At 51.1% G+C, this 411-nt stretch carries 5 tRNA genes; all 5 read left to right on the forward strand.

Features of this window, described 5'->3' with window-relative positions:
- Positions 1–2: 2 nt before the first annotated feature.
- The 5 genes from FC64_RS02495 (at position 3) to FC64_RS02515 (ending at position 409) form a co-directional block, all read left to right on the forward strand.
- Positions 3–75 (forward strand) — tRNA-Thr (locus FC64_RS02495).
- 4 nt (positions 76–79) lie between these two features.
- A tRNA-Gly gene (locus FC64_RS02500) sits at positions 80–151 on the forward strand.
- Between the two features lie 12 nt (positions 152–163).
- Positions 164–249 (forward strand) — tRNA-Leu (locus FC64_RS02505).
- A gap of 8 nt (positions 250–257) precedes the next feature.
- Positions 258–331 (forward strand) — tRNA-Arg (locus FC64_RS02510).
- A 4-nt stretch (positions 332–335) separates the two neighbouring features.
- Positions 336–409: transfer RNA gene (locus FC64_RS02515), tRNA-Pro, on the forward strand.
- Positions 410–411: the final 2 nt, after the last annotated feature.

A 411-nucleotide genomic window follows, 5' to 3' on the forward strand; every position in this document is an offset into this window, starting at 1 on the left:
ATGCTGACTTAGCTCAGTTGGTAGAGCATCTGTCTTGTAAACAGAGGGTCGGAGGTTCGAATCCTCTAGTCAGCATTATGCGGAAGTAGTTCAGTGGTAGAACATCACCTTGCCATGGTGGGGGTCGCGGGTTCGAATCCCGTCTTCCGCTTTTAAAGATTATGCCGGGGTGGCGGAACTGGCAGACGCACAGGACTTAAAATCCTGCGGTGAGTGATCACCGTACCGGTTCGATTCCGGTCCTCGGCATTGAATATGCACCCATAGCGCAACTGGATAGAGTGTCTGACTACGAATCAGAAGGTTGTAGGTTCGACTCCTACTGGGTGCATTATCGGGAAATAGCTCAGTTTGGTAGAGCACTTGGTTTGGGACCAAGGGGTCGCAGGTTCGAATCCTGTTTTCCCGATA

Origin of the sequence: Ligilactobacillus araffinosus DSM 20653 (genome assembly GCF_001435375.1) — a bacterium.
GTDB classification, from domain to species: Bacteria; Bacillota; Bacilli; order Lactobacillales; family Lactobacillaceae; genus Ligilactobacillus; species Ligilactobacillus araffinosus.